The organism is Micromonospora phytophila (assembly GCF_023656545.1).
Classification (GTDB): domain Bacteria; phylum Actinomycetota; class Actinomycetes; order Mycobacteriales; family Micromonosporaceae; genus Micromonospora; species Micromonospora phytophila.
Genome location: NZ_JAMOKF010000301.1, coordinates 1 through 6,820, shown reverse-complemented (window position 1 = coordinate 6,820; position 6,820 = coordinate 1). Strand labels below are relative to the sequence as shown.

The 6,820-nt window shown below is 75.0% G+C and carries 8 protein-coding genes; all 8 read left to right on the top strand.

What is annotated here, in order from left to right:
* Window positions 1-1,055 (top strand): NAD(P)H-hydrate dehydratase (locus tag NCC78_RS25420; RefSeq protein ID WP_250797588.1); only part of this gene is annotated, 1,055 nt, incomplete at its 5' end.
* Between the two features lie 52 nt (window positions 1,056-1,107).
* Window positions 1,108-2,226 carry an alanine racemase gene (gene alr / locus NCC78_RS25415; RefSeq protein ID WP_250797586.1) on the top strand — a complete coding sequence of 373 codons (1,119 nt, stop codon included), beginning with the start codon at window positions 1,108-1,110 and terminating at the stop codon, window positions 2,224-2,226.
* Window positions 2,227-2,284: 58 nt separating this feature from the next.
* Window positions 2,285-3,358, top strand: a complete 1,074-nt coding sequence (locus NCC78_RS25410; protein ID WP_372495203.1) for an alpha/beta fold hydrolase — start codon at window positions 2,285-2,287, stop codon at window positions 3,356-3,358.
* A complete protein-coding gene (gene tsaE, locus NCC78_RS25405; protein ID WP_250797581.1) occupies window positions 3,355-3,837 on the top strand; it encodes a tRNA (adenosine(37)-N6)-threonylcarbamoyltransferase complex ATPase subunit type 1 TsaE in 483 nt (160 codons plus the stop codon). Before NCC78_RS25410 ends, tsaE begins: the two co-directional genes overlap by 4 nt.
* Window positions 3,838-3,897: 60 nt before the next feature.
* A complete protein-coding gene (ung, locus tag NCC78_RS25400; protein ID WP_250797575.1) occupies window positions 3,898-4,599 on the top strand; it encodes a uracil-DNA glycosylase in 702 nt (233 codons plus the stop codon).
* 170 nt (window positions 4,600-4,769) lie between these two features.
* Window positions 4,770-5,294: a hypothetical protein gene (locus NCC78_RS25395; RefSeq protein WP_250797573.1), complete on the top strand. Its 525-nt coding sequence runs from the start codon at window positions 4,770-4,772 to the stop codon at window positions 5,292-5,294.
* 145 nt (window positions 5,295-5,439) lie between these two features.
* Entirely contained in the window at window positions 5,440-6,291 is an 852-nt protein-coding gene (locus NCC78_RS25390) for a maleylpyruvate isomerase family mycothiol-dependent enzyme (protein WP_250797571.1), read from the top strand.
* Window positions 6,292-6,483: 192 nt separating this feature from the next.
* The coding region (gene tsaB, locus NCC78_RS25385) for a tRNA (adenosine(37)-N6)-threonylcarbamoyltransferase complex dimerization subunit type 1 TsaB (protein WP_250797568.1) at window positions 6,484-6,820 on the top strand (337 nt) is incomplete at its 3' end.

The window sequence follows — 6,820 nt, the reverse complement described above, 5'->3', positions numbered from 1 at the left end:
GCCTGGTGCGGCACTGCGGCCGCGACGGCGCCCGGGCGACGGTGGTCGCGGTCGACGTGCCGAGCGGGGTGGCGGTCGACACCGGGCACGTGCCGCTGACCGCCGCCGGCCGGCCCAGCGCGGTGCGCGCCGACGTGACGGTGGCGTTCGGGGCGTTGAAGCCCGCGCTGGTGGTGGGGCCGGCCGCCGCGCTCGCCGGGCAGGTGGAGCTGGTCGACATCGGGCTGGAGCCGTGGCTGCGCGGCAGCCCGGCGCTGCGGGTGACCGAGTGGTCGGACGTCGTCGACTGGTGGCCGCGACTCGGCCCGACGTCGGAGAAGTACACCCGGGGGGTGGTCGGGGTCGCCACCGGCTCGGCCACCTACCCCGGCGCGGCGGTGCTCTCGGTCGGCGGCGCGCTGGCCGGCCCGACCGGCATGGTCCGCTACGCCGGCGGTGCCCGCGCCGAGGTGCTGCACCAGCACCCGTCGGTGATCGCCACCGGCCGGGTCGCCGACGCCGGGCGGGTCCAGGCGTGGGTCTGCGGCTCCGGGCTCGGCACCGGCGCGGAGGCCGCCCGGGAGCTGCGGGCGGTGCTCGCCGCGCCGGTGCCGGTGGTGCTCGACGCCGACGCGCTGACCCTGCTGGTGGACGGCTCGCTCGCCGACCGGCTGCGCAACCGGGACGCCCCGATCGTGGTCACCCCGCACGACCGGGAGTTCAGCCGGCTCTGCGGGGAGGAGCCGGGCGCCGACCGGGTCGCCGCCGCGCTGCGGCTCGCCGCCTGGATGAACGCGGTGGTGCTGCTCAAGGGCGACCGCACGGTGATCGGTACGCCCGACGGCCGGGCGTACGTCAATCCGACCGGCACCCCGGCGCTGGCCACCGGGGGCACCGGCGACGTGCTGGCGGGGCTGCTCGGCTCGCTGCTCGCGGCCGGCGTGGCGGCGGAGCGGGCGGCAGCCGCGGCGGCGTACCTGCACGGGCTGGCCGGGCGGGAGGCGGCCCGGGGCGGGCCGGTGACCGCGCCCGACGTGGCGGCCGCCCTGCGCCCGGTGCTGGCCCGCCTCCCCTGACGCTCCGGACGGCTGCGGCCCGGGTTGATCAGCGCGGAAGTAGGCTGGGGCCATGTGGCAGGCCGAGGTACGCGTCGACCTTGATGCGATCCGTGAGAACGTGAGCCGGCTCCGGTCCGGCACGGGCGCCGAACTCATGGCGGTGGTGAAGGCCGACGGGTACGGGCACGGCATGATCCCGGCCGCCCGTGCCGCGCTCGACGCCGGGGCGGACTGGCTGGGGGTCTGCACCCTGGACGAGGCGCTGACCCTGCGCCGGGCCGGGATCACCGCGCCGGTGCTCGCCTGGCTGCTCGCGCCGGGGCTGCCGCTGCACGAGGGGGTCACGGCCGGGGTCGACCTGGGCGCCGCCAGCCTGCCCCAGCTCGACGAGATGATCGAGGCGAGCCGGGTCGCCGGGCGGCCCGCCCGGCTCCACCTCAAGATCGACACCGGCCTGGCCCGGGGCGGGGCGACCGTCGCCGACTGGCCGGCCCTGCTGGACGCCGCCGCCAAGGCGCAGGCCGACGGCCTGATCGAGGTGGTCGGGGTGTGGAGCCACTTCGTCTACGCCGACATGCCCGGCCACCCGACCACCGACCGGCAGCTCGCCGTCTTCCACGAGGGGCTGGGCATGGTCGAGCAGGCCGGGCTCCGGCCGCGTTACCGGCACCTCGCCAACTCCGCCGCCACGCTGACCCGGCCGGACACCCACTTCGACCTGGTCCGGCCCGGGCTGGCCGTCTACGGCCTCTCCCCGGTGGTCGGCGAGCGCTACGGCCTGCGCCCGGCGATGACCGCCCGGGCCCGGGTGATGCTCACCAAGCGGGTCCCCGCCGGCTCGGGCGTCTCGTACGGCCACACCTACACCACGCAGCGGGAAGCGAACCTGGCCGTGGTGCCGCTCGGCTACGCCGACGGGGTCCCCCGGCACGCCTCCAACAGCGGCCCGGTGCAGCTCGGCGGTGCCCGGCGGACGATCTCCGGCCGGGTCTGCATGGACCAGTTCGTGCTCGACTGCGGCGACGACCAGGTCGCCGCCGGCGACGTCGCCACCCTCTTCGGCAGCGGCGCCGACGGCGAACCCACCGCCGACGACTGGGCCGAGGCGGTCGACACCATCAACTACGAGATCGTCACCCGCTTCGGCGGCAGCCGGGTGCCCCGCGTCTACGACGGTGAGCGCCCGTGAGCGGGCCGACGATCGGGCACGGCGGCGAGGCGCTGGCGTGAGCGCTCAGAAACACCGCATCCCGCGGCCCCGGACCGCCGTGGGCAAGGTCGCCGGACTGGTCGGGGCCGCGGTCGGCGTGGCCGCCGCCGGGCTGGCCGCGGGCGTCGCCACCGAACGCGCCCTGGTCCGCAAGCTCAAGGCGGACCCCGCCGACCCGTACGCCCACGAGGTCTTCGGCGACCAGCGGTCCGACGAGTCGTTCGCGCTGGAACTGCCCGACGGCACCGACATCCACGTCGAGGTGGTGAAGCCGACCCGGCCGAAGGCCGGCAACCCGACCGTGATGCTCGTGCACGGCTTCTGCCTGGACATGGGCACCTTCCACTTCCAGCGCAAGCTGCTCGCCGAGCGCGGCGAGCACCGGGTGGTCGCGTACGACCAGCCCGGGCACGGTCGGTCGGGGCGGCTGGAAACCGGCGAGTACGACCTCGCGGCGCTCGGCCACACGCTGCGCCGGGTGATCGACCGGACCGCCCCGGAGGGGCCGCTCGTGCTGATCGGCCACTCGATGGGCGGGATGACCATCATGGCGTTCGCCGAGCTCTTCCCGGAGCTGTTCGGCGACCGGGTGGTGGGGACGGTGCTGATGGCCACCTCGGGCGGCCTGCTCGCCGAGACCAAGCTGGTGGCGCCGGCCCTGCTCGGCCGGGTCGGCGCGCCGGTGCTCTACATGGTCGGCAACGTCACCCGCTACGGCGGGCCGGTGATCGACCGGGCCCGGAAGTCCACCACCAACGTCGCCTGGCTGCTCACCCGCAAGTACGGGTTCGGCACCCGCAAGCCGAGCCCGGCGCTGGTGTCGTACGTGGAGAAGATGAACTCGCGCACCTCCGCCGACACGGTGACCCGTTACCTGCGGACGTTGGCGACGCACTCCCGGTTCCCGGCGCTCGCCGCGCTGGCCGACACGCCGGTCCTGGTGGTGGTGGGGGACAAGGACATGATCACCCCGGTGACGCACTCCGAGGAGATCGTCCGGCGGCTGCCGCACGCCGAGTTCATCAAGATCCACGACAGCGGGCACGTGGTGATGCTGGAGCACGCCGACGACGTCAACGAGGCGCTGATCCGGTTCCTGGAGGCGCTGTGAGCGTGCTGGTGAAGCTGCCGACGGTCGCGGACACCCACGAGTTCGGGCGCCGGCTGGCCGGTCTGCTGCGCGCCGGTGACCTGCTGCTGCTGACCGGCCTGCTCGGCGCCGGCAAGACCGCGCTCACCCAGGGCATCGGGGCCGGCCTCGGGGTGCGCGGCGACATCACCTCGCCCACCTTCGTCATCGCCCGGGTGCACCGGCCGGATCCGGCCCGGGGCGGCACGGTGGCCCTGGTGCACGCCGACGCGTACCGGCTGGGCGACGCCGCCGACCCGCGTGCCGAGATCGACGATCTCGACCTGGACGCCTCGGTGGACGAGTCGGTGACCGTGGTCGAGTGGGGCGAGGGCCTGGTCGAGCAGCTGGTCGACGCCCACCTGCGGGTACGCATCGACCGGCGCGAGGACGACACCAGGGTCGTCGAGCTGGAGCCCGTCGGCGGCGACTGGGCGCGCCGCCTGGCCGCCCTGAGCTGAGCGCTGTCGTACCCGCTGCCTAGAGTGCGCGGGACCGACCCGACAGGCGAAAGGTTGCCGATGCCCGACGACGCTCCCACCCTGGACCTGATGGCGCTGTTGCCGGAGGACTGGCGTGCCGTGCTCACCCCGCACCTCGACCCGGCCCGCACCGCCGAGTTGGCCGCGTTCGTCGCCGGGGAGTACGCGACGCAGACCGTCTTCCCGCCGGTCGAGGACCTCTTCTCGGCCTACCGGCTCTGCGCGCCGGGTGACTGCCGGGTGCTGATCCTCGGGCAGGACCCTTACCACAGGGTCGGGCAGGCGCACGGGCTCAGCTTCAGCGTCCGCGAGGGCGTAAGCGTGCCGCCGTCGCTGCGCAACGTCTTCAAGGAGCTTGGCGAGGACCTCGGCGTGCCGAAGCCGCGCAGCGGCAACCTCGACGGCTGGGCGGCGCAGGGGGTGCTGCTGCTCAACTCGGTGCTGACCGTCCGGCAGGCCACCCCCGGCTCGCACGCCAACCGGGGGTGGGAGGAGTTCACCGACGCCACCATCCGGGCCCTCGACGCGTCGGACACCCGGGTGGTCTTCCTGCTCTGGGGCGGCTACGCGCGCAAGAAGGCGGCGCTGGTCACCAACCCGCGGCACGTGGTGCTGGAGGCCGGCCACCCCAGCCCGATGAACCCGCGCGGCTTCCTCGGCAGCCGTCCGTTCAGCGCGGCCAACAAGGCGCTCGCCGACGCCGGCCTGCCGACGGTCGACTGGGAGCGGTCAGCCGGCTGACCGATGCCTTCCGGTCGCAGGCCGTCGGCGCACCGTTTCTCCGCGTAGCTGGTGTGACGTTTTCCGATACGTCCGGCGCTGAGGCAAACGGAACGAGGGTCGTCCTCCGCTCCCCCAGCGGAATCCGGACGCACTCGTCCACTCCTCATCCCTCGACCACGGAGCGCCTGATGCTTGAAACCGCACTCGCGAAACTGCTCACCCTCAAGGTCGGCGCCGGTCTGCTCGCCGTCACCGCCACCGGCGGGGTCGCGGTCGCCGCGGCGAACGGCGCACTGCCCAACCCGATGGTTGAGCCGAGCGCCTCGGCTGACGCCGACGGCAAGCCGGCGAAGGACGACAAGGGCAAGGCCTCGCCGTCGGCCGGGAAGGGCAGCCCCTCGCCGTCCCTGACCGGGCTGTGCCGGGCCTACACCGCCGGTGCCGGCAGCAACCCCGGCAAGGCGTTGGAGAACCCGGCGTTCACCGCCCTGATCACCGAGGCTGGCGACAAGGAGAAGGTCGCGGCCTACTGCGACGCGCTCCTGGCGAACGCCGGGAACAAGCCGACGAAGCTCCCGTCGGCCCGCCCCAGCATCGACGCACCGCGCCCGAGCGGCAAGCCGACAGCCCGCCCGAGCGTGGCGGGAACCCGGTCCACGGACGCCGGAACCAGCCGCAAGCCGTCGACGCCGACCGCCAGCCCCACCAACTGATCCCGCGTCGGGCGGGGCCCTCGCCTCGCCCGACGCTCTTTCTCCCGTCGTCAGTGGGTCCCCGTCACCTCGTCGCGTGTCACGGGGTCACCGGATCACGACTGTCCGTTGTAGCCTGTGCCTCCAGCGGTCGGGGAGGCGGCGGATGGCGGCGACGGTCAGCGAGGAGCAGTGGCGGGTGGCGCGGACGGCGCTGGCCGACCAGACCGACCGCTTCGTCGACCTGGTCCGTGCCGCCCCACGCCAGGTGATGGCCACCGCCCACTGGTCGGTGGCCGACACGCTCGCCCACGTGGTCTCCCTCGCGTGGTACTACGTCTGCCTGGTGGACCGGGAGCACCCCGCCCTGCCGGTGCCGGGGCTCGGCGGGCAGCTTCCCGACGTCACCGTCGACACCGTGGCGGACTTCAACGACGTGCTGCTCCGGCACCTCACCGAGCGCGACCCGGAGGTCCTGCTCGACCGGTTGCAGGCCGACGTCAAGCAGCTCCTGGTCGCCTGCGAGGGCCGGCGCCCCGACGAGACGGTGCCCTGGCTCGGCGGCGCCCGGGTTCCGCTCGCCGGCCTCTGCGCGCACCTGGTCAACGAGCTGCTCATCCACGGCCACGACGTCGCCCGCGCCACCGGGCGGCCGTGGCCGATTCCCGGGCGCGACGCCGCGCTCTTCCTGGAGCTGTTCCTGGCCGGGGTGGTCCGGCACGGCTACGGGCGGCTGATCGACGGCGGCGCGCCGCCGAGCGAACGCCCGATCGTGGTCGAGTTCCGCTCGGCCTACGCGGCTCCGGTCCGGCTCCTCCTGCATCGGGGGCGGGTGTCGTTCGCCGAGCCCGGCGCCCGGCCCGACGCGCGGATCGACCACGATCCCGGCACGCTCAACCTGATGATGTTCGGCCGGGTCAGCCGGGCCCGGGCGGTGCTCACCGGGAAGGTGCGCATCCGTGGGCGACGCCCCTGGCTCCTGCCGGCCTTCCTGCGGAAGTTCCGCACCCCGAGCTGACCGGCGGCGCCCGGCCGGGGCCGGGGGAACAGTGCCGACCGGCGGCGCAACGGCCGAGGCCGGGGGAACAGTGCCGACCGCGGCGCCCGGCCGGGGCCGGGGAACAGCCGGCGGTCGGCCCGCACCCGGTGACGCCCCGCCCGGGTGGGGCGTCACCGCCGGTGACGACGGGGCCGACTAGGCTGGCTTACCGTGCTCGTACTGGTGGTGGACAGCTCTACCCCCGCGGTGACCGCGGCGCTGGTGGAGGTCACGGCGGACGGCGTCGCGACCCGGGCGCACCGCTGCATCGTCGACGCGCGCGCGCACGGCGAGCTGCTCGCGCCGCAGGTCGACGCGGTCCTCGCCGACGCAGACGCCCGTCCGGCCGACCTGGCCGCGATCGTCGCCGGGCTCGGCCCGGGCCCGTTCACCGGGCTGCGGGTGGGGCTGGTCACCGCCGCCACCATGGGCCAGGTGCTGCGCGTCCCCACGTACGGCGTCTGCTCGCTGGACGCCATCGGCCACCCGGCGGCCGCCGGCGAGCCGG